The sequence below is a fragment of the Mucilaginibacter oryzae genome (assembly GCF_003148845.1).
GTDB lineage: Bacteria > Bacteroidota > Bacteroidia > Sphingobacteriales > Sphingobacteriaceae > Mucilaginibacter > Mucilaginibacter oryzae.
Genome location: NZ_QGHA01000001.1, coordinates 1,153,098 through 1,177,421 on the forward strand (window position 1 = coordinate 1,153,098; position 24,324 = coordinate 1,177,421).

Annotated in this window: 14 protein-coding genes; 2 read left to right on the forward strand and 12 right to left on the reverse strand. The window is 46.3% G+C overall.

The annotated features are described in order from the left end of the window. The first annotated feature begins 213 nt into the window (after positions 1-213). Positions 214-3,765, forward strand: coding sequence for a VCBS repeat-containing protein (locus LX99_RS05055; RefSeq protein ID WP_146203065.1), 3,552 nt, complete (start codon positions 214-216; stop codon positions 3,763-3,765). 298 nt (positions 3,766-4,063) lie between these two features. Here LX99_RS05055 and LX99_RS05060 read toward each other — a convergent pair whose 3' ends face one another. The 12 genes from LX99_RS05060 to LX99_RS05120 form a co-directional block, all read right to left on the reverse strand. Continuing rightward, entirely contained in the window at positions 4,064-6,292 is a 2,229-nt protein-coding gene (locus LX99_RS05060; RefSeq protein ID WP_109606843.1) for a glycoside hydrolase family 2 protein, read from the reverse strand. Positions 6,293-6,764: 472 nt separating this feature from the next. Then, positions 6,765-7,769 (reverse strand): family 43 glycosylhydrolase, encoded by a 1,005-nt coding sequence (locus LX99_RS05070; protein WP_211318949.1) that lies wholly within the window; start codon positions 7,767-7,769, stop codon positions 6,765-6,767. A 2-nt stretch (positions 7,770-7,771) separates the two neighbouring features. Continuing rightward, entirely contained in the window at positions 7,772-9,739 is a 1,968-nt protein-coding gene (locus tag LX99_RS05075; RefSeq protein WP_109606845.1) for an alpha-L-arabinofuranosidase C-terminal domain-containing protein, read from the reverse strand. Between the two features lie 13 nt (positions 9,740-9,752). Continuing rightward, positions 9,753-10,925, reverse strand: a complete 1,173-nt coding sequence (locus LX99_RS05080; RefSeq protein WP_109606846.1) for an aldose epimerase family protein — start codon at positions 10,923-10,925, stop codon at positions 9,753-9,755. Positions 10,926-11,134: 209 nt separating this feature from the next. Continuing rightward, the gene (locus LX99_RS05085; protein ID WP_109606847.1) at positions 11,135-12,835 is read right to left on the reverse strand and encodes a sodium:solute symporter family transporter; all 1,701 of its coding nucleotides are present in this window, start codon (positions 12,833-12,835) and stop codon (positions 11,135-11,137) included. Between the two features lie 371 nt (positions 12,836-13,206). Next, positions 13,207-14,694 (reverse strand): L-arabinose isomerase, encoded by a 1,488-nt coding sequence (gene araA, locus LX99_RS05090; protein ID WP_109606848.1) that lies wholly within the window; start codon positions 14,692-14,694, stop codon positions 13,207-13,209. 47 nt (positions 14,695-14,741) lie between these two features. After that, positions 14,742-16,163 (reverse strand): glycoside hydrolase family 27 protein, encoded by a 1,422-nt coding sequence (locus tag LX99_RS05095; RefSeq protein ID WP_211318950.1) that lies wholly within the window; start codon positions 16,161-16,163, stop codon positions 14,742-14,744. 2 nt (positions 16,164-16,165) lie between these two features. Continuing rightward, on the reverse strand, positions 16,166-16,864 hold the full coding sequence (locus LX99_RS05100; RefSeq protein ID WP_109606849.1) for an L-ribulose-5-phosphate 4-epimerase: 699 nt from the start codon (positions 16,862-16,864) through the stop codon (positions 16,166-16,168). Between the two features lie 7 nt (positions 16,865-16,871). Then, a complete protein-coding gene (locus tag LX99_RS05105; RefSeq protein ID WP_109606850.1) occupies positions 16,872-18,578 on the reverse strand; it encodes a ribulokinase in 1,707 nt (568 codons plus the stop codon). Positions 18,579-19,095: 517 nt separating this feature from the next. Beyond that, complete coding sequence (locus LX99_RS05110) at positions 19,096-19,638, reverse strand: YbhB/YbcL family Raf kinase inhibitor-like protein (RefSeq protein WP_109606851.1); 543 nt, start codon at positions 19,636-19,638, stop codon at positions 19,096-19,098. Positions 19,639-19,723: 85 nt separating this feature from the next. Further along, positions 19,724-20,590: a helix-turn-helix domain-containing protein gene (locus tag LX99_RS05115; RefSeq protein WP_109606852.1), complete on the reverse strand. Its 867-nt coding sequence runs from the start codon at positions 20,588-20,590 to the stop codon at positions 19,724-19,726. 70 nt (positions 20,591-20,660) lie between these two features. Continuing rightward, on the reverse strand, positions 20,661-21,335 hold the full coding sequence (locus LX99_RS05120; protein WP_109606853.1) for an NAD-dependent epimerase/dehydratase family protein: 675 nt from the start codon (positions 21,333-21,335) through the stop codon (positions 20,661-20,663). Between the two features lie 145 nt (positions 21,336-21,480). Between LX99_RS05120 and LX99_RS05125 the strand changes: the two genes are divergently transcribed. Next, positions 21,481-24,021 (forward strand): AsmA-like C-terminal region-containing protein, encoded by a 2,541-nt coding sequence (locus LX99_RS05125; protein WP_109606854.1) that lies wholly within the window; start codon positions 21,481-21,483, stop codon positions 24,019-24,021. The last annotated feature ends 303 nt before the right edge of the window (positions 24,022-24,324 follow it).

A 24,324-nucleotide genomic window follows, 5' to 3' on the forward strand; every position in this document is an offset into this window, starting at 1 on the left:
GTTTAAAATGGTTGCCGCAAGTGGCTGTGCTTCAAAGCTAACAGTTAATGCCGATGTAAGGATGAACCGATACTATTTAACTAACTTTTGATACAATTTGCAGAAACTAAAACAGCAAAATCCATTTTCTTTACCGGAGCTTATTGCGTTGTGCCCAATAAGTTAACGCTTAACCAAAGCATAAACCATCAACTAATTATTAACTATTGCTGCATGATTAAAAGTTTACCCCTAAAGCTTAAACTACCTGCCTTTTTATTGCTTATTTTTTGCCTTGGCTGCTCAAAAAAGCAATCTGGCCCTACACTTTTTAAATTGCTTGATGCCTCGCAAACAGGCATTGATTTTAAAAATACCATTACCGAAAGCGATAGCATCAACATCCTCAACCATCCTTACCTGTATAACGGCGCGGGTGTTGGCATTGGCGATTTTAACCATGATGGCCTGCCCGATGTTTACTTTGCGGGTAACATGGTTGCCAACAAGTTATACATTAACAAGGGCTCCTTAACTTTTAAAGATGCCACCGAAGCCGCGGGCGTAGCCGGTAATGGCGATTGGTATACCGGTGTATCGGTAGTGGATATTAATAACGATGGCTGGCAGGATATTTATGTTTGCTCATCTTTTAAAAATGACCCTAACCACCGTAAAAACCTTCTTTACATAAACCAGGGAACAAACAAAGATGGTATCCCTGCCTTTAAAGAATCGGCAGCGGCTTACGGCCTGCAGGATACCGGCTACAGCACCCAGGCCGTATTTTTTGATTACGACCATGACGGCGACCTGGATCTGTACCTGCTCACCAACTTTTTAGGCAAGGAAACCCCGGTGGCCTATCGCCCCAAATTAACAGACGGCAGCGCTACCAATAACGACCGTCTGTACCGCAACAACGGCAACAACACGTTTACCAATGTAACCAAAGCGGCCGGTATTTTAATAGAAGGCTTCGGGAACTCGGTAGCTGTTTGCGATGTAAATAATGATGGCTGGCCTGATGTATATGTGGGTAACGATTTTATATCCAACGATGTACTTTGGGTAAACAACAAAAACGGCACGTTCACTAACCGTGCGGGCGAGTATTTTAAACACACGGGCTGGTCGGTTATGGGATCGGATATGGTGGATATCAACAACGATGGCAAAGCCGACCTTATATCCCTTGAAATGCTACCTGAAGAAAACGTACGCAAAAAAACCATGCTGGTTGGCGATAACTATATCACCTACATCAACAATAAAAAATTCAATTACGAACACCAGTACATCCGCAATGTATTGCAGTTAAACCAGGGGCAAACACCTACAGGTCACCCACAGTACAGTGAGATAGCCTACCAGGCAGGCGTTTACCAGACCGACTGGAGCTGGACACCGCTGGTTGCCGATTTTGATAACGATGGCTACCGCGATATGATGATCACTAATGGCTATCCGCGCGATGTAACTGACCTTGACCATGCCCTTTACAGTAACGACCAGGGCCGTACGGTTAAAGAAAATACAACATTAGCTGCTGCCGATTCGTTCCCGGTAGTAAAAACATCAAGCTACGCCTTCAAAAACAAGGGTGGTTATTTGTTTAAAGATCAATCAAAAGCCTGGGGCATCGTAAAACCAACCTTTTCCACCGGAGGCGTTTATGCCGACCTGGATAACGATGGCGACCTTGACCTCGTTATCAACAATATTGACGATAATGCTTTTATTTATGAAAACACCTCCAACACTAAAACACAGGTAGCCAAAGATCATCACTATCTTAATGTAGCCTTACAAGGCGATACCAAAAACGTAGGCGGCATTGGCGCTACTATCCGCATTTATTACAAAGGCAACCAGCAATTTTATGATCAGCAGCCTTGCCGCGGCTATATGAGTACGGATGATGCCCGCGGGCATTTTGGTATCGGTTCGGCTTCGATAGTCGATTCATTGCGGATTAGATGGCCTGACGGTAAAACGCAGTTACTTACCCATGTAAAAGCAAACCAAACGCTTAACCTGCAATATAAAAACGCAACGGGATATTATCCGCCTGATGCACCCGGAAAAATCACGCCGGTATTTCAGCCTGCAAATAACGCCGCGGGCATTAAATATGTACACCAGGAAAAAGACGCCATCGACTATAATATTCAGCCTACCCTCCCCCATAAATTAAGCCAGTACGGCCCGTGTATTGCCGTTGGCGATGTGGACGGCAATGGTTACGATGACCTTTTTGTTGGAGGTGCGGCAGGCAGCAAAGGCGTATTCTTTATGCAGGATGCCAATGGTCATTTCACTTTGGATAATAACCGTTTTATCCACGAGGATTTTAAAGAAGAAGAAGATATGGGCGCGTTGTTGTTTGACGCGAATGGCGATGGCTTCCCCGATCTGTACATAGCCAGCGGCAGCTACGAGTTTCCGAAAGGGCACACCACCGCCCAGGACAGGCTATACATCAACGATAAAAAAGGCCATTTTACCCGGGATATTGCCGCGGTACCGGTTGAATACGATAACGGCTCATGCGTTCGCGCCGCCGATTTTGACGGCGACGGTGACCTGGATCTGTTTGTCGGCTCACGCTCTGTCTCCGGGTCTTATCCCTCATCGCCGGTTAGTCATTTGTTCAGGAATGATGGCGGTAAGTTTACCGATGTAACCGCCAGGCTGTGCCCTGATTTAGAACGCGGCGGTATGGTCACCGATGCGCTATGGTCTGATTTTGACAAGGATGGTAAAGCCGACCTGGTGATAGTTGGCGAATGGATGCCTGTAACCTTCTACAAAAATAACGGCCATGGCTTCAGCAAAATCAAATCGGGCATTGACGATCATGTGGGCTGGTGGAACAGCATCGTATCCGGCGATTTTAATAACGATGGCAACATCGATTATGTAGCCGGTAACCTGGGCCAAAACTCCAACTATAAAGCATCGTTCGACAGGCCCATGACTATCATGGGTAAAGACCTTGACGGCAACGGATCATTCGATGCCATGATATTTTGCTTTATGAAGGATGAAGACGGCTCACAAAAACCCTTCCCGATGCATACCCGCGATGATTTGATCAGCCAGTTGATCTCTATCCGCAAAAAATATCCGAGTTACCGCGGTTTCGGCCACGCCACCATGGATGATCTCTGGCCCGAAAAAGATAAAGAAGGCGCTGTGGTATTAAAAGCTACCGACATGAGCACCAGCCTCATTACCGGCAAAGGCAACGGAACCTTCAGCATCAGCGCGTTGCCACAGGATGCACAGATGGCCCCGGTTTACGGCATGGTAGCCAAGGATGTTGACCACGATGGTAACCTTGATTTGGTAATGGTTGGTAATGATTTTGGCATGGAGCCGTTCACCGGCCGCCATGATGCCTTTATGGGTTTATATATGAAAGGCAACGGTAAAGGCGGCTTTACAGGCTTAACCGTTGCCAATAGCGGTATTTATGTTGCCGGCGATGGTAAAGGTTTGGCCTGCGTACAATCAGCCAAAGGCGAACTTTTGGTAGCTACGCAAAACCAGGATAGCGTTAAAGTTTTTCGTAGTACGGCTGTTATTCCGGGTAAACGTTATGTCAAGCTAAAACCTGACGATTTTTATGCAGATATCACATTGAAAAATGGTGGTAAGAAACATGTGGAGTTTTATTATGGATCTACTTATTTGTCGCAATCATCAAGGGTATTGGAATTGGATAGCAGTGTTGCCGATGTAGCGATAACGAGTTATAATGGCAGGAAACGTAAGGGTTAAGGCTCTCTGAATTAACCAACTAAGCTAAGCAATTCTGGGCGAAGCAATCCTGGTGGAAGTTTAGCGACAGCGTAACTTCGACCTAAACTGTGTTTAAGCTTTCAACTTAACTTTATAACATTTCATTTAGCGAGTTCCAATGCCGGACCTCGCAAGCAGAATGCTTTCAATACTTTGGGTCGAAGTTACGCTATCGCCAAACTTCAACCAGTGCTTGGGCTAAGCTTCAACCAGAGTTCGATCAAAAAGAAACGCCGGGCAGTGTACCCCGGCGTTTCTCTTAACATCAAAGCTAATATTACTGCTTATTTTTACTCAACACCGAAATCCCGGCATCAATATACTGCCCGCCTACGGTTTGGTTACAATGAATAGCGATCACGTTTTTGCCGTTCAACCTCAATGCGGCTTTACTTTCGGGCGTCATTTGCACAATGGCATAGCCTGATGTGTAGCCTTCTTTTATGGCAGCTTTAACACCGTTGATATAAACCTCGCAGGCATCATCATGATGTAATGACAGCACCAGTTCATCTTTATTGATGTTGGATACATTCAGGGTAAACTCCTGCCTCATCCAGATATCCTTACCATCCCAAACAGTTTTAACAACCGCTCCGGGAGTTTCTTTCGTTCCGAAACCGGCCTCTCCCTGTTTCCATGCCGCATCGTTAAATTTCTCGCCAAACCAGCCGTAAGCAGGTTTATCAAAGGTATATTTCCAGGTGCGGGCGTTGTTTTTTGATGATGGCAACACCTCGCGGATATAAGCCTCGCCGTGAATGATCTTATCGTTTGATGCCTTGATGGTTTCTACAGGGGCTTTTACAATTTCACGGTCGTAGGTCATTAAGCCGTTCAATTCCACTTCTACGTCGGTTGTTTCGGTGTATACCGCCGCACTCAGTCCTTCGTTGGTTTTGTAGATCACCAGGTCGTTGGCAAACTCATCATACAGATCGGTATAAGCTTTCTGGTTATCCATCATGATGTAAGTCGGACCGGTTTTCCAGGTATGGTTCGGGATGATATAACCGATACCGCCATACTCACCACAAGCCAAAATCTGTGTTTTGCCTGATGGCGCGGCAGGTGGCGGATAGCTGTGGATGTCCAGGAAATCGCCCACACCAAAATGGCTGCCACCGCTGGCCTGGTTAATCAAGCGCGAGTTGTCCAGCTTACGCACCAGGTTAACAAGCCCCGGGGTATTATGCTGGCCCTGCGATTCGTTAAACACTACCCAGGTTACGATAGAAGGTGAGTTCCAGTGTGTTTTGATCATGCGGATAAGTTCCGAAGCATAGGCGGCAGTATCAACCGGCGGGGTATGCTCGGTGTACGAGTTAGCCGATGGCATATCCTGCCAGATCAGCAACCCGAGTTTATCTGCCCAGTAATACCAGCGGTAAGGCTCAACTTTTATATGCTTGCGCACCATGTTGTAACCAAAATTTTTGATCATTTGCAGATCGTTTTTGATAGCCGCGTCGGTTGGCGCGGTATAAATACCATCCGGCCAGAAACCCTGATCCAACGGACCGATCTGGAACAAAAATTTATTGTTCAGAAAAAGTTTTTTATAGCCATCCTGCTCGCCCATCGAAATCTTGCGCATACCGGCATAACTGCTTATGGCATCAACCTTTTTGCCGTCTTTTTCTAAAGTAATCCCGAGATCATATAAAAACGGGGAATCAGGCGACCATAATTTGGCGTTTGGCACGGCTATTTCAAAATCGGCATTGGGCTGGCCTGAAGCTGTACTTACTACATGGCCGCCATCTTTAACTTTTACATTAACCGTGTAACCGGCTGCTGCTGCCGCTGTGACATTTAATTTAATTACTGATTTATCAATATCAGGAGTGATGCGGATATCATTAATGCTCACAGCAGGTACAGGCTCCAGCCAAACCGTTTGCCAGATCCCGGTAGTTGAGGTGTACATAATGCCCTGCGGATGCAAGGTTTGCTTGCCGCGTGGTAAACCTGCATCGTCGGTGGGGTCATAAACCCTTACGGTAAGCTCCTGCTCACCTGCACCTTTTATAGCCGATGTAATATCAAAGCTAAACGGATCATATCCGCCTTTATGTACGCCCAAACTTTTACCGTTTACAAATACTTCGGCTTCATAATCTACAGCGCCAAAGTGCAACAGGATGTGTTCACCTTTCCATGATGCGGGAACCGTGAATTTACGGCGGTACCAAATGCGGTCATGTTGTTCCATCACGCCTGATAAAGCCGACTCAACCGGGAAAGGTACGAGGATAGTTTGCGATAACTTACCTTGCGGAACGGCTTCGCCGGGAGTGCCCGGCTGGTATTGCCAAAGGCCGTTGAGGTTCATCCATTTTTCGCGCGCCAGCTGCGGGCGCGGATAATCGGGCAATACGTTCTTAGGGTCAACATCTTTGGCAAAGCGTGTCATCAAAACCGCTTTTTTAGGGTGCCATTCCTGCGCCTGCACAAAATACGGCAAGGCGGCAACGGCAAGTACAATAAATTTTTTAATGCTCATAATTGCAGGTAATAAAGTAGGATAACAGTTTTATTCAAACTATTTAAACCGGCCAAATTGGCTTTTGAATTAATTATTTCGCATTAAAAATAGGTGATAATCCGGCCTAATTTTAACGTTTGCTGATGTTTGATTGGTTTTGAAGAAAAGTTGATACAATTTGTTGCGATATCCGGCAGCTGATAAAAAGCAGGAGAAGGTATCCCGCCTTTCCAGCTTTTTTAAAACCGGGTAATAATTTTTACTTAGCCGGTTTCACGCCTTCGCTGGTCATGAACACCCGCTTGATGCTGCCATCTTTGTTATAATACAGGTAATCGATACAAACCGAGCGGTGAAAACTCCCCGCATCGGGTACCAAAGCGCCGTTATGATAAATAAAATATGATTTGCCCTTAAAATCAATGATAGCCTGGTGGTTGGTGTATTTTATTTATCCCGGTTGCCCGTGTCTCCACGGGCAACACTCCAATCATTTTCCCACAACCGGCCAACCGTCAACCCATTCCAACCTTTCCACCCTCAACTTCGATATCCCCCGATCAGCCGCGTCATAGCCATGGAAAACAATATAATCCACACCATCAAATGTGCTTACACCGTTATGCCCTACGCCATACCAGTTCTGATCGCCAGCCAGCAGGATACTGCCGCCGCCTTTATCCATAGTGGTGCCATCCTTGTCTACATAAGGCCCCTTGATTTTTTTTGAGCGGCCGATGATCATCTTATAGGTGCTTTTCGGCCCCTTACAGCAATAATCTATCGAAGCAAACAGGTAAAAATATTTGCCGTGTTTAAATATAAAAGGCGCTTCAATGGCGTTACCGCCTGCATCAACCGGGTTGCCGTCTACAGCAGGTAAATTCTCTGAAACAGCTTTTCTGCGGGTAGCTATGGTTGGGATTTTATCGATGTTCTCCGCAACGCTTAACCTGTCCTTGCTCAGCTTTACCAATTTCAAGCCATCCCAAAACGAACCGAAAACCAGGTACGGCGTATCATCCTTATCGGTAATTAAATTAGGGTCGATAGCGTTCCAGTTGGTTTTGCCGGGGAAGGATTGGATCACCCTGCCATGATCAACCCAACGATAAGCCGGGTCATCGGTATGCAGCGTAGTATTGGTAGCCACGCCAACGGCCGAAGTATTTTTGCCAAAGGCCGATACCGAATAAAAAAGGTAATACAAGCCATTGTAAAAAGAGATGTCCGGTGCCCAGATATGGCCTTTAAAACCGGGTATGGCATCAACAGCCCATTGCGGGGCATTAGCGAATACCGGCTTTTCTGCTTTCCAATGCAGCCTGTCATTTGATGACCACATGGCGATGCCGTTGCCTGTGCAGAAGATATAGTAAATACTATCCTGCCGGGTCATCACCGGGTCATGTACTGATATATCGGTATGAAGTTGCTGCGCGTTGGTGATAACGCGCAGCAACAACAGGGGTATGATAACAACCAGCTTTTTCAAGCTTATTTATTTTTGAGCCTTACTATTTTGAAGGTATATGGCTCAACATCCAGCTTTAAAGTAGTACCCGAAACAGTGAGGTTGCTACTTACCGGGCTAATAGCTGTAGGCGTTTCCAGCGAATTAACCGCATCTTTATCATCACTGCGCAACGTGATTACACGGGCTGTTTTCTGATAACCTTTTGAACCGGTAATTTTAAAGCTTGTACTTTTTGCCGAGGCCGTACTGTTCACAAACTTAATAACCAGTTCGTTGGTGTTTTTGTCAAGGCTGGCGGTAGCATAGCAGCCATCCTGCCCGGCCACGGCCTGATCATTCAATAACAGCGGCACAACATCGGTTCCTTTATTTAAGGAGAATAACTGCTGCACATAATAATTGGGCGACCCGTACGAATTGAGGTTGTCAAACCAGATCAAATCGGGTGTCCATTGCCAGCCTTCCACATGGGCAAACAGCGGCGCGTATGAGGCCATGCGCACTACATCGGCATTGCGCTCCAGGCCTGTCATGAATGCGGCTTCAGCCAAAGCACATTCCCAGGTGTTTTTGTTTTTAGGGCTGCCGGTAACTACGTTTTGAGCAGCATATTCACCCGCGAAGATCTTAGGGCCTTTACGGTCATAATTATCATAGCGTTTGGCATGCTCCAAAAACCATTTTGGCGAAGCGTAATAATGCTCATCCAAAATATCGGCACCTAAAGCGCGGAAAGTTTTATTGAGCAGATCGAACTCCTTGCCGCCGGGAAAAGGGCCAACTGCCGATACAATTTTAACATCAGGATATTTGCCCTTGATGGCTTTGGTGAAGGCTTTCCAGCGCTCGATGTATTGCGGGCCCCATTGCTCATTACCCACGCCCAGCATTTTTAAATGAAAAGGCGCCGGGTGACCGAGCTCGGTACGCAGCTTACCCCATTTGGTAGTGGCATCGCCATTGGCAAACTCAATCAGATCCAGCGCGTCCTGGATGTAGGGATCCAGTTTATCCATCGGCACCAGTTCGGCGGTATTAAACTCGCAGGCCATACCGCAGTTCAGGATAGGAAGGGGCGATGCGCCGATATCTTCGGCAGTCATGAAATACTCCATAAAACCTAAACCAAAGGTTTGGTAATAATCGGGCGTTAAACGGTGACTGAACTCGGTATTCCAGCGGTTGATGATATTGGTACGCTCGTCAATCGCGCCGATTGTTTTTTTCCATTGATAGCGCGTATTCAACTCCCGGCCCTCAACTATACAGCCGCCGGGGAAACGCAGGAAACCCGGCTTCATATCGGCCAGTTTCTGTACCAGGTCGGCACGCAAACCTCCGGGACGGTTTTTCCAGGTATGTTCAGGGAAAAGGGAAACCATATCCAGATCGATAATGCCTTTGCCGCTCATCCAAACATACAGCTGCGCTTTTTGCACCGTTGCCGATGCATTAAATTTTACGCTGTAACGGTTCCACTCCTTATCGGTGGGGGTAAGTTCGGCTTTACCAATAATGGCGTTTTTATCGTCATGTAATTCAATGTTCAGCTTCACATTTTGATCGCCTTCCTGTTTAGCCATCACCGAAAAGCTGTATTCTTCGCCTGCTTTAATACCCATGCCGCGGAAGCCTTCGTTTGATAAACCGAACGATCCGGTGGCCGAATCAATATAAACCTTGATAAAATGCGCGTTTTCGGGGCGTTCGGTAGCGCGGTTAATTACCTCCACACGACCATCGCCGCCATCTTTTTTTTGCTCATCCCAACCCATCAAAGGCATATTAAACTCAAACGACCGGTTTTTCACCAATTCGGCATAAACACCGCCGTCGGCAGCGAGGTTAATATCCTCAAAAAATATCCCGTACATATTGGGCGAGATCTGCGCCTTTACCTTATCGGCATTAATGGTGTATTGCGCCTTCGCGCTGTTGGCACTCAATGCACCCGCGGCGCATAGCATCAAAAAAGCTTTCCTCAGCATCTTTTATTTTTATCTATTTAGAAAATTTGTAAATGGTAACGGTATGGTATGTTTGTCCGGGCTTTAACACTGTAGAAGCAAAAGCAGGTTGATTGGGAGCATCAGGGAAATGCTGTGTTTCCAGGCAAAAGGCCGAGCGGTGCGGATAAGCCTTACCGCCTTTGCCGTCTTTAGTTTCGCCGGTTAAAAAGTTGCCCGAATAAAATTGCAAACCAGGCTCTTCGGTAAACACCTCCATGGTAATGCCGGTAACGGTGCTTTTAACCGTAGCAACAGGTGTGGTCAGGTCATGCTTGTTTAAAACAAAGTAATGGTCGTAACCTTTTCCGTTTGTTAACTGTTCATCGGCCACATCAATGTCTTTACCAATAGGTTTTGAGGTGGTAAAATCAAAGGGGGTACCTTTAACCGGTTGCAACTTACCTGTCGGGATAAGCGTTTTATCCACCGGTAAAAACGCGTCGGCATTTATCTGCAATACGTTATCGGTAATGGTTTCATTGCCCGCGCCGTTCAGGTTGAAATAAGCGTGGTTGGTAAGGTTAACGATGGTGTTTTTATCGGTAGTGGCTTTATATTCAATTTTCAGCGAGTTATCATCCCCCAGGGTATACACTACGGTTGATGATAAATTACCCGGGTAACCGCCTTCGCCATCTTTAGAAACATAGGTTAACTCCAGTTGCGACGCGTTTAATTGCTTTGCGGTAAACACTTTGCCGTAAAAGCCGTTAAAGCCCCCGTGCAGCGTGTTTACGCCATCATTAATATCCAATTGATAAGCCTTGCCATCCAAAGTAAATTTACCTTTGGCTATACGGTTACCGTAACGGCCAATAATGGCACCAAAATAAGGCTCGCCTTTTTTCTGGTAGCTTTTTAATGAATCGTACCCCAAAACCACATCAACCGGCTTGCCATCTTTATCGGGCACCAGCAGGCTTACCAACCGGCCGCCATAGTTAGTGATGGCTGCCGTAGCGCCACTCTTATTTTTAAGGGTAAACAATTGTACTTTTTGCCCCAGCACATCGGCATTAAAGTTTGCCGAATCCGGGATTTGTTGCGTAGTTGCCGCGGTTGAATCTTTCACGGTAGAGTCAGTTTTTTTCGGGTTGCCGTTGCATGCCGCGAAAAACACAGCCGAACAGCCTAATAGCATTAATAAATTCCTGTTGCTTTTCATAATTTTAAGGTTACGGGCTAAGCTCTTTTTAAGCTTTACAGCCGCTTCATTATTGATAATTGGGTTTAACTGATCGGTTAGCCATCAGCATGACCAATGTATAAAAAATAAATTTATAATTGTTAAAAAAACACTTAAAATAATTAACAAAAAAAAGCCCCGCCTCGCGCGGGACTTTTCTTATTCAAAAATCAAATTTATTCACCCCCTTACCAAAACTTAACGTAAAGCATGGTAAGTAGTATCAACGTCACCACAATCAGCGCCATTGTCGATTTTTCGACCTTGAACATGCTGCGTGGTATCTCAAGTGCTTTAGGATTAACTTTCGGTCCGGCCAGGCTGATACCGATAGTCACAATCATCGTGAAGAGGAACGATAAGCCCATACAGATCAGGAAAGGGATTTCGTATCCGCCCTTGCCATTCGGGAAAGCTGTGTACAGGAAGGTTTCGTGACCAAACAGCTTAGGCGCGTAGTTATTAAACAGCACCGACATGCCAAAGCTTGTCAGGATGCCCGCGATGGCCGCCGCACTGGTAGTCCGTTTCCAGAAGAAACCCAAAATAAAAATGGCAAAGATACCCGGGCTTATAAAGCCGGTATACTTTTGGATAAAGGTAAAACCGCCTTCGCCGCCTATACCCAACAGATCCTTCCAGGTAAGGATAATGGAAAACAGCAAAGCCGCAACAATGGTCAATCTGCCAAATACCACCATGCTTTTTTCGCTGGCTTCTTTGTTAATGTGTTTTTTGTAGATATCCAATGTAAAAATGGTACTGATACTGTTAGCCTTACCAGCCAGCGAAGCTACGATAGCCGCGGTTAAAGCCGCTACTGACAGGCCTTTGAGGCCGGTTGGCAAAAAGCCGAGAATAGCCGAATAGGCGTTATCAATTTTAAAGTGACCGCCGGTAGCCATCTCCTGCTGCAACGCGCCGTTTTTGTACAACACGTAAGCCGCGATACCCGGCAACACCACAATTACCGGCATGGCCAGTTTCATTAAGCCGGCAAAAAGGATACCGGTACGGGCCGTTTTCAAATCGGCACCCAAAGCACGCTGGGTAATGTACTGGTTACAACCCCAGTAGTTAAGGTTCACAATCCACTGACCGGCAAAATACATAGCGATACCCGGCAGGGCGAGGTATTTGTTGATCTCTTCCTGCGGCGCACCCGGTTTAGGCTTGGCCATCATCATTTTAAAGTGATCCGGTGCATCGCTCACCATTTTATTTAAACCGGCTAATGCATCTTTACCTAAACCAAAATGATCGCTCACCAGGGTTAGGGCAATATAGGTAGTTGCCAAACCGCCAATCACCAGCACCAATACCTGGATCACATCGGTAAAGCCAATCACCTTCATGCCGCCAAGGGTGATAAACAGGGCGAAAATGGATAACGCGATGATGATCTCGTGCAGATAACCGCCGCCCATCAGGTTATTGATAGCCAAGGCACCTAAATAAAGTATCGAAGTAAGGTTCACCAGTACATACAACAGCAACCAGAAAATGGCCATAATAAAGCTCACCGTTTCGTTATAACGGTTATGCAAAAACTGCGGCATGGTGAAGATCTTGTTCTTGAGGAAGATAGGGATGAACCACACGGCCACGATGATGAGCGCGATAGCGGCAACCCATTCGTAGGCGGCAACCGCAAGCCCCACCTCAAAACCCTGTCCGCTGGTACCGATAAACTGCTCGGCCGAAATATTCGACGCGATTAGTGAAGCACCAATAGCCCACCAGGTAAGCGAACCCTCGGCCAGGAAAAAATCATGACTATCAGATACGCCCTTCACCTTTTTGCGGCTGTACACCCAGTACCCGTAGCCCGTAACTACAATAAAATAGATTACGAAGATGACGTAATCAATAGTTGCAAATTTGTTCATTATTAGGTTTTAATTTGGCCTCACCCAACCCTCCCGGGGGGAGAGGGCTTTGCTAAGCATTTGGTTTAGTTTGTTTATATTCTTCTCAATTTTTTTGTCTGAACTCGAATTTGGGGGAATTAAGGAATTTTACAGAATGCCTGGCAAATTCCTTAATTTCTCAATTTGTTTAATTCGGGTTCAGAAAGAACCGAATTAACAATTCGCCGCCGCCGCCCGGCTCCATCCAACTGGCTGTTATTCCCCAGGCCTTTGGCCTGCTACTCTATAAGGTAGGCCAGAGGCCGAGAAATAGTTGCCACCCGGCTGGAGCCGGGCGGCTGATTTTCTTTTTTTTTTAAGTCTCCCCTCCGGGGGAGATTTAGAGGGGGTTAATACGCCGAGTCATTCCACCTGATCTCGTTCCTGAACTGATCAAGCTTAGTATCCTTGCCAATGCGTAAAAACTCAATACCCGCCATATCCGCGAAATCATTGATCAGCTCTGCAGACAGGTTTTGGCTATAAGCTGTGTGGTGCGCGCCACCGGCATAGATCCAGGCCGCGCAACCGGTTTTCATATCGGGCAGTGGTTTCCAAAGTACCCTTGCTACCGGCAGGTTTGGCAGGTCTTCAACCGGCTCAATCGCTTCTACCTCGTTAACAATTAAACGGAAACGGTTGCCCATATCCACAATCGAAGCGTTCAGCGCAGCGCCGCCGGCAACATTAAATACCAAACGTGCAGGATCGGCTTTGCCACCAATACCCAGCGGGTGAACTTCTAAAGATGCCTTGCCATTAGCCAGGCTGCTATCCACCTCTAACATGTGCGAGCCTAAAACCAACGCATTGTTCGGGTCGAAGTGGTAGGTGTAATCTTCCATAAACGCGTTACCGCCCGGCAGGCCTGCGCCCATTACTTTAAAGGCACGTACCAGGGCCGCGGTTTTCCAGTCGCCTTCACCGGCAAAACCGTAACCGTCTGCCATCAGGCGTTGTGATGCGATGCCCGGCAACTGGATCATGCCGTGCAGGTCTTCAAACGTATCGCTGAAACCTTTGTAACCGCCATCCTGTAAAAACTTGCGTAAGCCAAGTTCAATTTTGGCAGCATCATAAACTGACTGGTACCTTGCACCACCTTGTTTCAGGTCGTCGGCCATGTTGTAGGTAGCTTCGTATTCGTCGATCAGGGTTTTAACCTCGGCATCGCTGATGCTGTTAACCACCGCTACCAGGTCGCCCACACCGTGGGTATTTACGGCGAAACCGAATTTAAGTTCAGCCTCTACTTTATCGCCATCGGTAACGGCCACAAAGCGCATGTTATCGCCAAAACGCACAAATTTTGCGCCTTGCCAGTCGTACCAGCCTGCAGCTGCACGGCTCCAGCTTTCAATATCTTTCAGCACTTCGCTATCCTGCCAGTGCCCAACAACTACCTTGCGGTTCATGCGCATGCGCGATACCATAAAACCGAACTCCCTGTCGCCGTGGGCGCTTTGGTTCAGGTTCATGAAATCCATATCAATCGAGCTCCATGGAATATCGCGGTTGTATTGGGTATGCAGGTGCAGCATAGGTTTTTTCAGGATGCTTAACCCGCGGATCCACATTTTGGCCGGAGAAAAAGTATGCATCCATGCAATAATACCGATACAGTTTTCGGCAACGTTGGCCTGTTGCAGGGTCTGATAAATTTCTTCGGTAGATTTTACCACCGGTTTGTATACCACGCGTACGGGGATATTGGCAGCGGCATCAATACCTTTGGCAATTTCCTGCGAGTGCTCGGCAACTTTTTTAAGCGTTTCTTCTCCGTATAAATTCTGGCTCCCGGTAATGAACCATACTTCAAATGTTTTTAAATCGATCATATATGTCAGTTAGTGATTTATTGAGTTAGTGAATTAGTGATTTGGTTTTAGTTTTTGGGCGAGAGCTTGAATAGTGCTGCTCCGTGTTTGTTTACTTTTTGCTTGTAGCTTCCACTGTATTGGCCAACGTCCTGTTTCTTCCAAAGGTCGCGTACGGTTATTTTGCCCTTCAGGCCAAGATCTTTAAAGTTTAAGGCTACGGCTTTGTCGTTATCCCCAATGTTGAAGAAAGCGGCATAAATGTCCTTACTGCCGGGAATTTGAGAGTACCAGATCATTGCGCCATCTTTTTTGTACAACTGCTTCGGGTTTGCGCCTTTCTGGTTTACGGCTATCACTTCATCGTTGGTGAACAGTTTCAGCTCAAAGTCGTGGTTTTCGGGCAGGTTACTGCCCAGCATCAGGGGCGATTGGAAAATACTCCAGAAAGTCATGTGGGTATACTCTTCATCCTGCGTGAAACGGCTGTAGCGCTCTTCGCCTACGGGTCCGCGTTTGCTAAGCTTACCGATCTGGATCATATCACAATCCGGCCAATGGCCGGGGCCGCCTACGCCTTCCCAGCTTTTGGCGTAATCAAACATGTGCAGTATCTCTTTCCAGTTATCCCAAAAATCATCAGCCATGCGCCACATATTGGCATATTTGGCAGCGTGGGCAGCTTGTGCAACAGGGGTTTCGCCAGGCGAAAGGCTTAAAACCACAGGCCTGCCGCACTGCTGGATAGCCTTTTGATAACCTTCCACCTCGGCATTGCTGTACGGGCGCGAAAGGTCATCAACCTTAATAAAATCAACTCCCCACGAGGCGTAAAGCTCCAGCAGCGAGTTCAGGTATTCCTGCGCGCCGGGCTTTTTCATATCCAGGCCGTACATGTGGTTCATCCAGGGGCATTTTGAATTGGTATCGGCCACCATATCGGCAGTGATGCTGTTGGTACCCTTAACCGGCGACTTAGACCAAACGGCCTGGCGTGGGATGCCACGCATAACGTGGATGCCGAATTTTAAACCTTTACTGTGGATATAGTCGCCCAGCGGTTTAAAGCCATTACCCCCAAAAGCCGACGGGAATTTAGTGGGCTGCGGCGTTAACCTGCCCCATTTATCCATGGTTAACCATGGCACGTACGATCCATCCTGTAAACGCAACTGGAACGGGTTGCCGATATTGCTGCCCGGTGGGTTATCATACGACCATAAAAAATCAACCACCACATACTGCCAGCCGTATTGCTTCAGGTGTTCGGCCATATAATCGGCGTTGGCTTTTACTTCATCTTCATGCACCGCCGAACCGAAACAGTTATAACTGTTCCAGCCCATGGGCGGCGTGGCTGCTATTTGTTGGGCTGATGAATGGTTAACCAATGCAAAACCCATCAGCACAAAAAACGCCATTTTTAAAAAGCGGGGACTGCGCGATTCCCCTCTTGAGAGGGGAGTTGAGAATGTCGATATTCTTTTCATGCTTATTGTCCGTAATAGGAATCAGGTCCGTGTTTACGCTCGTAGTGCTTTTTGATCAGGGCATCTTTTAAGCGTGGGGCATTATTATTTATTTGCTCAGTAAGCAATGCCATTTGGGCAACTGTTTCCAATACGGCACTGTTGTAAACCGCTTTTTCGGCGGTTTTACCCCAGGTAAAAGGGGCGTGATTTCCCACCAATACCATCTCTACCTCTTTATAGTCAAGGCCCTGCTCCTTAAAATAATCCATGATCTGGAAACCGGTTTCATACTCGTAATTTCCTTTAATCATTTCATCGCTCATAGGCGGGGCGCAGGGGATATCAACCGTTAAGTGGTCGGCATGTGTAGTACCAAAAATAGGGATGCTACGCTGTGATTGCGCCCAGGCCGTAGCGTAGGTGGAATGCGTATGCACAATACCGCTAATGTCTTCCCAATGCTTATAAAGCACCGCGTGGGTTTTGGTATCGCTTGACGGGCGGAGACCGCCTTCGATGGTATTGCCATCAAAATCAACAATTACCATTTTTTCGGGCGACAGGTCTTCATAAGGCACGCCGCTTGGTTTAATGGCGAACACGCCCAGTTCCCTGTCGGCCGCACTTACGTTGCCAAAGGTAAACAACACCAGGCCCAGTTTGGGCAGCTGCATGTTGGCATTATAGGCGCTTAGCCTGATATGATCATATTTACTCATTGCAGTTTTAGGCGTTTTGCAGTTCGGGATTATTTTTCAGGGCAACTTCATGGGCTATAAACCTGCCCAGTGTACTGTATTGGTTATAGCGTTGCTGGTAAACTTCTTTCAGGGCGATGTTGGGTTCATAAACCACATCAAAGCCGCGCCCCATGGCTGTCATGGCTTCCTCGATAGTTGGATAAATGCCTGCAACAACCGCCGCGAACATGGCCGCGCCCAAAGCGCAGGTATGCTTAAACTGGTGGATGCGGATTGGCATATCCAACACATCGGCCATCATCTGCATTACAAAAGGCGATTTTTTAGCTACACCGCCAATACCTATGATACCTTTAACCGGGATCCCTTCGCTGATAAACCTGTCGACAATACTTTTTGCGCCGAAGCAGGTAGCTTCGGCCAGCGCACGGAAAACCCTTGGCGCATCGCTGCCCAGTCCTAAGCCGGTGATAGCGCCTTTCAATTCCTGGTTGGCATCCGGTGTACGGCGGCCATTAAACCAGTCGATTGCCAGTTCATTATCCTCATCTATCGGCAACAAAGCAGCTTGCCTGCTTAATTCCGGTATGATCATTTCTGAAATTTCTTCTTTCAATGCCTCCGCGGTTGCGGCATCAATTACCTGCGATTGCGACAGCAGGTTGTTTAACGGCCAGGCCAGGATATTTTTAAACCAGGCATAAGTATCGCCAAAAGCCGACTGGCCCGCCTCTAAACCCGCCATCCCCGGAATCACCGAACCATTAACCTGTCCGCAAATACCGCGCACCAGTTTGCCTTCCATTTCGGCAGTTGGCGCCACCAGGATATCGCAGGTTGAAGTGCCCATTACCTTACTTAGGTGATAAGGCTCAATCTGGCCGCCAACCGCGCCCATGTGCGCGTCAAAAGCGCCGGTACCTACAATCACATCGGTTGAGAGTCCCAATATCTCCGCCCACTCCGCGCTGAGGTTGCCGGCTGCTTCATCGGCAGTGTATGTATCATGATATAGTTTATCCCTGAAACCGGCCAGAAGCGGGTCGAGGGAAACAAAAAATTCTTCGGGGGGCAGGCCGTCAAACTCCTCGGCCCAAAGGGCTTTATGCCCGGCCGAGCAACGACCGCGTTTAATGTCCTTAACATCCGTACCGCCGGTTAACAGGAAGGGGATCCAATCGCAATGCTCCACCCATGAGGCAGCCGCGTCGCGCACCTGGCCATCAACCCTTAACACATGCAGCAGCTTGGCCCAAAACCATTCCGACGAGTAAATACCGCCTACGTATTTCAAATAATTGATATCAAATTTTGCAGCATGCTCATTGATCTGCGCCGCTTCTTTAACCGAGGTATGATCTTTCCAAAGCACAAACATGGCGTTGGGGTTAGTTTCAAAACCGGGGGTTAAGGCAAGCGGGGTACCGGTAGCGTCGACCGCTACTGGGGTTGAGCCGGTAGTATCAACCGAGATGCCTTTTATATTTTTAGCGATAGCCTCGCCGCCGGCCTGCGCTATACAATCTTTAATGGTAGCTTTTAACCCGTCGATATAATCCTGCGGGTGCTGACGGAACTGGTTTTCGGACGGTACGCAATATTTACCATCGCGCCAGCGGGGATAATTAAATACGGATGATGCAATTTCTTCGCCGTTGGCGGCATTCACGATCACTGAGCGCACGGAATCTGAACCGTAATCCACACCGATCACTAACTGGGTATTACTCATATAAAGATTTATAATTATTGTCGAAATAACACTTAATTATTGAAAAAGAGAAATTTTATTTTAATTTTATTGAGGGAAAATGGAAGAAAAAGTTGGCTTAGGAAGATATTGAGGTAAAAAAGTTATTACACAGCGAAACAGGCGTTAAACGGCAAAAGAAATAAAAAAACAAGAGCAGATTAATTATTGTTAATTTAACAATTTAAACGGTACGGTTGGGGCTTGATTGAAACGAGAGAAGCAATTTGATTTTGTCTGAACTCGAATTTATGGAATTAAGAAATTACCAGAATGTAAAATGAATACAAAAATTTAATACTCTCCAAATCCCTTAATCATGCTAATTCCGGTTCAGGCAAAATCAAAAAAACAGGGATGTTCCCCCGGATAAAATCAACATAATCATTAAAAGATCGCATTGATCACTCATGATAATGGCGCAAGCTTTTTAGCCACTAACAACAGGGGGGTGAAACCCGGCTTTACAATCAGATGGTTCACCCCCCTTGCCTGCCAACTACCTTTTATAATAAACCATTAACGATGCTTTTGCCAACAATTGCTTTCCTAACATATACCCCGTAAGCGCAGCGGTTGAGGCTTGCGTTGTGCCTAAATGAGCCGTTTTTAAAGCGTACACGGTGATCAGGTAACGATGGTCGCCTTCACCAGCGCCGGGGCAGGGCCCCTGGTAACCCGGTACACCAACATCATTGATACTTTGCAGACTGCCTTGCGGGGCAATGTTGCTTTTAAAATCACCTGCTCCTTGTTTCAATTCATGAACGTTTGCCGGGATATCCACAACAACCCAATGCCAAAACCCGCTTCCGGTTGGGGCATCGGCATCGTACATGGTGATGGCAAAACTTTGGGTACCTTCGGGCGCATTAACCCAGCTTAATTGCGGTGATTTGTTGGCTCCATTACAGCCAAAATTACCGGCAACAAATTCATTACTGAACTGCCCACCCAAATCGGCGCTTTTTAATGTAAAGGTTTGTGAGCACGCGGTACCGGCCACAAAGAGGCCGATAAACAAAGAGAAGATTATTTTCATGATAACAGTATTTAATTGCTACAAAATTGGCTTTGCTGCCATTTGCACTGTTATTGCAAACCGTTCAAATAGTAGTGCGTACGGCTCAAACAGCAATCTGCTGCCCGTAAGTTGCGGGGGTTACACCGAAGCGCTTCTTGAAAGCGGTGTTAAAATTAGAGAGGTTCCCGTATCCGTAGGTATGATAAAGTTCACTGGCTTTGCGGCCCTTTTTTAATTCGGCACAAGCAGCCTCGAGTTTTCTGTCGCGGATATATTTTTGCGGCGACAAGCCGTACGTCCGCTCAAAATCACGTTTGAAGGACGATAGGCTTCGGTTGGAAAGGAAAGCCAGTTCATCCAACGTGAGGTTGTTGAAAAGGTTATTTTCTATCAGCTTTTGCAAGGATAAATCCGCATCCGCTTTACCCGGATCAAACAATGCTGTTAATAATGTTGGATAAAGCTCATAAATGATCAGCAGCAACTCCTCCAGTTTATGCAATGCTAAGGCATACGATAAGTTGTGCCCATCATCAACCAATGCCCTAACTCCCTTCAGATATTCGTTTACATAAACGGTGTTTGCAAAAAGGATGTAAGGCGGCGTATCCGCTACCGTATTTTTTGCATTAATAGCGTGTTTAACAAAGAAATCAGCCACGAGGCTCTCCGGAAAAAAAACAATAAAACTGCTGTACAACTCATCCGCCGAAGTTCCGTGAACCACGTGTTCGGCAATAAGCGTATTCCCCTGCGGAATCACCATTCCCTGCCCCGGCCGGATAATGGTGCAATCGGCATGTCGGTAAATTTCCTTTTGCCCGTTAAGCACAAAGCTGATGGCGCACCGATTAAAAATCACCTGGTTTCTAAATATATTACCCCGCTCTTGATAATACACGAAAGAGATTTCACCGGCTTTAATTTGCGGTTTATCTTTAACAGCTTCGGGTACAATTATCGCTTCCATGGATAATTGGTAAAACTAATCATTATCCATCAAGTGCGGGAATTTTTTGGATTAACAACTACTACCCTAACTACTCCCTCGCCATCGCCACAATATCGTTCCCGTCCAATATCCACCTGCCTGCGCCACGGTTTACGGTGTTGATCATGGCTTTGCCAACTTCCTCCAACGTAACGAAACCTTTGGGATAAATGAGCCTGCCCAACGGGTACATCCAGCCAATATACTTGTAAAACGACAGGGTGTTTTTAGCGCCCTTAAAGCTCTTCATAAATCCGGGGCGAAAGTTGAACACTTGTTTAAAAGGCAGCTTCATTAAATCGTTCTCGGTTTTGCCTTTTACGCGCGCCCACATAACGCGGCCTTTTTCACTATTATCTGTACCTGCCCCGGATACATAACAAAAGGTCATATCGGGGTTTATGCGGCTCAATATCTCGGCTACATGCAGGGTGAGCAAATAAGTTACTTTATAATAGGCCTCTTCGCTCATGCCTACTGACGATACGCCCGCGCAAAAGAAGCAGGCATTGTAACCGGTCAGTTGGTCTTCGATTGGCCTAAGGTTAAAAAAGTCAGCATGAATAATTTCTTTTAGCTTGGGATGGGTAAAGCCGCCGGGTTTGCGGTTAATGATCAGCACGGCTTCTACCTTATCGCTTAACAGGCATTGGTATAATACGCCCTCGCCTACCATGCCTGTAGCACCCGTTATAATAGCCCTTATTTTGTTGCTTGTTTCCATATGTTAATCATGTAGCCGATCATCAGCCAAAAATATTGTAGCGCTGTGGCATTTTTATTGTGTATATTCCTTTATCGAGTGTTAATTATATGTTACAAAACAAACAATTGTACCTGCACAACACTTTAACAGTAAAATAGTTAAAATGCCCAAATGGTTAAAAGTCGTCCTGAAAGTTGCAGCCGCGCTTACCGGGATCATCATCATATTGTTTATAGCGCTTGCTGTTTATATTAATTATAACAAGCAGAAGGTTTTAACTATGATTACTGCCGAATTGAACAAAAACCTAAACGGCACGCTTACAATCGGCTCCATCGATCCTACACTGTTCAAAGGTTTCCCCGGTGTTTCTGTTGAACTGAAAGATGTGACCCTGAAGGATAGCCGTTGGGCCGAACACCGCCATACCCTGCTTAGCGCCAAAGATTTTGAGGTATCGGTGAATGCTGTAGCCCTGGTAAAAGGCGAAGTAGTGATCAATAAAATTGATGTTGGCAATGCCGATATCAACCTTTTTACCGATAGCACCGGCTACAGCAATACATCCGTATTTAAAGCTAAACCCAAGGTTGAAAAAGACCCTAAGGAAAAGCAAACCAGCTCGTCAACCCAAATAAAAAACTTTAGCCTGAACCAGGTGAACTTTGTGGTTGATGACCGGCATGCTTATAAATTGTTCAAGTTTGCCATCAATAATTTATCCGGCCGGATGGAATACCCCAACAAGGGCTGGAATGCTGATATCGACCTGAATACCATGGTAAACAGCTTTTCCTTTAACACCCAAAAAGGCAGCTTTATGAAAAACAAGCTGCTTAAGGGGCACTTTGATGTGAGCTACGATTACAATTCGCAGGTGATCCATATGGCGCCCAACAAACTGAGCATCGGCGATGACGACTTTAATGTTGCCGCGCAGTTCAACCTCCAATCGCCCCAAACGCCCTTTACCATTAACCTGAAGGTTAATGATATTTTATGGACGAGCGCAGCCAACTTATTGGCTGCAAACATCACCAAAAGCTTAAAAATGTTCGACCTGAAAAAGCCCATTGATGTTACCTGCGATTTAAAAGGCTCATTTGGCGGCGGCGGCGACCCTTCTATTTATGTTACCGCCCGGGTAAAAGATAATACCCTAACCACCCAGGGTGGCACTATTGAAAATTGCAGTTTTAACGGTGTATTCAGTAACAATTACATCAACGGCAAAGGTTTAACTGATGAAAACTCGGTTATTAAGCTGTATCATTTCAACGGCACCTATAAGGATATCCCTTTTACTATCGATACCGCGTTGATTAACAACCTCAATACGCCTATTGCCACCGGCATTTTCCGGTCGCGGTTCCCGGTTACGAAACTTAACCCGGTTATAGGCGAGGAAAGCCTGAGGTTTACCAAAGGCCTTGTGGACTTAAAGCTGGCCTATAAGGCCGACATTGTAAACTTTAAGTTTACCAAGCCTTATGTAACAGGTAACGTGGATATTAAAAATGCCGATGTAACTTACCTGCCCCGTAACCTGGTATTCAAAAATAATTCCATAGCCTTAAAATTTACGGATAAGGATCTTTATATCAATAACATCCGCCTGCAAAATGGAAGCAGTATAGTTAATATGCAAGGCAAGGTGAGCAACTTCCTTAACCTTTATTATACCGACCCGGAAAAGATCGTGATTGTATGGCAAATCACCAGTCCGGAAATTCATCTGGGCGAATTCCTCGGCTTCCTGAACAGCCGCGGCGGACGGGAAAGCGGCAAAAGCAGCGGCCGGGGTAAAAAAGTATCAGGCGCTCAAATTACCCATCAGCTTAATACTGCTTTTGATAAAGGGCAGGCCGAGCTACACCTGCGTGTGGCCAAAGTGTATTATAAGAAGTTTTTGGCTACCGATGCCACGGCTGATATTTTACTGGCCGACAACGCAATGAAGGTACGTAACGTGAGCCTTAAAAGCGCCGGAGGCTCGTTAAATTTAAGCGGGTTAATTTTACAGGGACCCGTGAACAATTTTGCCGTGAGCGCCAACGTTAAACATGTAAACACAAGCGCGTTTTTCGCATCGTTTAGCAATTTTGGATTGAAAGACTTTACAAGTAACAACCTGCAGGGCTTTCTTTCGGCAAGGGCAGATATTAAAGGAGGGATAAAAAACACGGGGGATTTGGTGCCAAAATCAATAAAGGGCTTCGCGCAGGTTGACTTTACAGAAGGGGCGCTCATTAAATTCGCGCCGATAAAAAGCGTGGGCAAATTCGCGTTTCCATTTCGCGATCTGGACAACATCACCTTTGGTGATTTAAAAGCGCGCTTTGATATTAACGGCGATAAGATCAACATCGCCCCGATGAAAATCAATTCGAGCGTACTGAATATGGACGTGGAGGGTGTTTATTCGCTATCCTCCGGTACAAACATAGCATTGGATATTCCTTTGCGTAACCCCAAGAACGACAGTAAAATAACTAATGATGCCGAACGTGAAAAGAAGCGGATGCGCGGCATAGTACTGCATATTTTAGCCACCGACGGCGATAACGGCAAAATAAAAATTAAATGGAACAAAAATCATAAAAAAACCGACGGGAGTGATAGTGACAAGAAGGAGGATGACAATGATAAAAAAGCCGGGAAGGAGCAGCAGAGCAGCAGCGGCACAAATGGCAGTAACTGGTAAAGATATATAAATTCATGATATCTTCAGGCCAACCGTTGAACGTTGTGTTTAAATGACACTAAAATAGCAATTAAATGTTTACCTTTGTGCTGTTCAATGTAGGATAATATGTTGATTAAACACTTAATTGGTTAGCACATTATTTAAAACTTTTAAATCGCTCGTTCCTTACAGCAATATATCAGATTCAACCCTCGTTTTAATACTATCCCGGGTTAAGAAAAAAGAAGGAAGCAAAGTTTAATGTAATCTGTTTTTCCCGGTTGTTTAACCTGGCAAAATATCTTTTTGAACAGTTTGTAT

Excerpts from the sequence above, each read along its gene's own strand:
- LX99_RS05055 (WP_146203065.1), top strand. The coding sequence starts at position 214 with ATGATTAAAAGTTTACCCCTAAAGCTTAAACTACCTGCCTTTTTATTG.
- LX99_RS05060 (WP_109606843.1), bottom strand. The coding sequence starts at position 6,292 with ATGAGCATTAAAAAATTTATTGTACTTGCCGTTGCCGCCTTGCCGTAT.
- LX99_RS05075 (WP_109606845.1), bottom strand. The coding sequence starts at position 9,739 with ATGCTGAGGAAAGCTTTTTTGATGCTATGCGCCGCGGGTGCATTGAGT.
- LX99_RS05080 (WP_109606846.1), bottom strand. The coding sequence starts at position 10,925 with ATGAAAAGCAACAGGAATTTATTAATGCTATTAGGCTGTTCGGCTGTG.
- LX99_RS05085 (WP_109606847.1), bottom strand. The coding sequence starts at position 12,835 with ATGAACAAATTTGCAACTATTGATTACGTCATCTTCGTAATCTATTTT.
- araA (WP_109606848.1), bottom strand. The coding sequence starts at position 14,694 with ATGATCGATTTAAAAACATTTGAAGTATGGTTCATTACCGGGAGCCAG.
- LX99_RS05095 (WP_211318950.1), bottom strand. The coding sequence starts at position 16,163 with ATGAAAAGAATATCGACATTCTCAACTCCCCTCTCAAGAGGGGAATCG.
- LX99_RS05100 (WP_109606849.1), bottom strand. The coding sequence starts at position 16,864 with ATGAGTAAATATGATCATATCAGGCTAAGCGCCTATAATGCCAACATG.
- LX99_RS05105 (WP_109606850.1), bottom strand. The coding sequence starts at position 18,578 with ATGAGTAATACCCAGTTAGTGATCGGTGTGGATTACGGTTCAGATTCC.
- LX99_RS05110 (WP_109606851.1), bottom strand. The coding sequence starts at position 19,638 with ATGAAAATAATCTTCTCTTTGTTTATCGGCCTCTTTGTGGCCGGTACC.
- LX99_RS05115 (WP_109606852.1), bottom strand. The coding sequence starts at position 20,590 with ATGGAAGCGATAATTGTACCCGAAGCTGTTAAAGATAAACCGCAAATT.
- LX99_RS05120 (WP_109606853.1), bottom strand. The coding sequence starts at position 21,335 with ATGGAAACAAGCAACAAAATAAGGGCTATTATAACGGGTGCTACAGGC.
- LX99_RS05125 (WP_109606854.1), top strand. The coding sequence starts at position 21,481 with ATGCCCAAATGGTTAAAAGTCGTCCTGAAAGTTGCAGCCGCGCTTACC.